General features: G+C 32.2%; 1 protein-coding gene. It reads left to right on the top strand.

The features are described 5' to 3' along the window. Positions 1–111: 111 nt before the first annotated feature. Positions 112–816 carry a hypothetical protein gene (locus tag MWU82_RS23965; RefSeq protein ID WP_247098270.1) on the top strand — a complete coding sequence of 235 codons (705 nt, stop codon included), beginning with the start codon at positions 112–114 and terminating at the stop codon, positions 814–816. Positions 817–1,108: the final 292 nt, after the last annotated feature.

Below are 1,108 nucleotides of genomic sequence, written 5' to 3'. Positions count from 1 at the left end.
CAAAAAAATAAAACAAAACAAAAAGCTTTTGCTACGTGCGTAGACGGAAACAAAAAGATTTCCTTGTCTCCGCACTACTCATAGCTTGAACGTTGTGCTTAATTATGAAAAATGTTACTTAAAGAATCATCTGTACTTCGTAGATTACCCGCTGCTATAGAAGAAAAACAATTATTGATACTGGATTCTTTAAGGTTCACGATTGATATAATTGAATATAATTATGAAAATATTGAAAGTAGAGCTATAAGAGTATCAGAAGGAAAGGAAAAGAAAAAGTTTCCTCAGCTTTTTCATTATGTATGGAGTTTATTAGATAATATTAGGCGGTTTATAATGCTTTATCAAGTTCTTGCAACTGATAATAACTATGCTTTAATAGAACCTATAAAATATGTGAATGACTCTAGGAACACTTATCAACATATGGAGGCAAGAATTGATGAGTCTCTAATTGACAATCGACAACCTTTTTTCGGAAAGTTAAAATGGACCTATCATGATAAAACATCTAGTGAAGCATATCGGTTTGTAGCGATGAGTGGAATACTTTACGGAGACCCTGGCAAAGTTGAGTTTATGAAATTCAATGAAAATTTGATAATTGAAAATATTTACTTAGAAACTGTAGATAAAAAACAGAAAACTGAAATAAATATTTCTCAACTCTATTTGGATTTTAAAGGTGTCGTAAATGATTTGGAAAAAGGCCTAGAAAGAAAAATCTCCGAACTAAATTTAGAGCTTAGCGATTGGGCTTCTAGACAAGACATTATAATAAAATTCAAAAATGAGTTATCTGTCAAAAAGAAATAACTAAGCACAACAATGGCTATAGCAAATAGGGCATAAAGTGCTATATTTAAAGGCTTGGGCTTGTTTGCTAAGTCCGCCAAATCTTTTGGATTTGGCAATTAAAAAAGAAAAAATAATTACAAAACAAAAAGCTCTGGCTCGCAGACCAGACGGAAACGAAAAGTTTCCTTGCCTGCCCTACTTGCCATAGCCGAACCGTTGTGGTGCATTGTCTCACTCAAGTCGAAAATTCCAAAAATTTACTGCGGATTAAAAATAAATATCTTAAATTTGTATCCAAGTAGATACAGTT

The sequence above is a fragment of the Arenibacter sp. S6351L genome, from assembly GCF_023016025.1.
In the GTDB taxonomy this organism is placed as follows: domain Bacteria; phylum Bacteroidota; class Bacteroidia; order Flavobacteriales; family Flavobacteriaceae; genus Arenibacter; species Arenibacter algicola_B.
Note: the sequence above shows the minus strand (reverse complement) of the source record. Positions and strands in the feature narration are given on the sequence as shown.

Bases quoted from the DNA above. Each gene is read 5' to 3' on its own strand.
- MWU82_RS23965 (WP_247098270.1), top strand. From the start codon at position 112: ATGTTACTTAAAGAATCATCTGTACTTCGTAGATTACCCGCTGCTATA.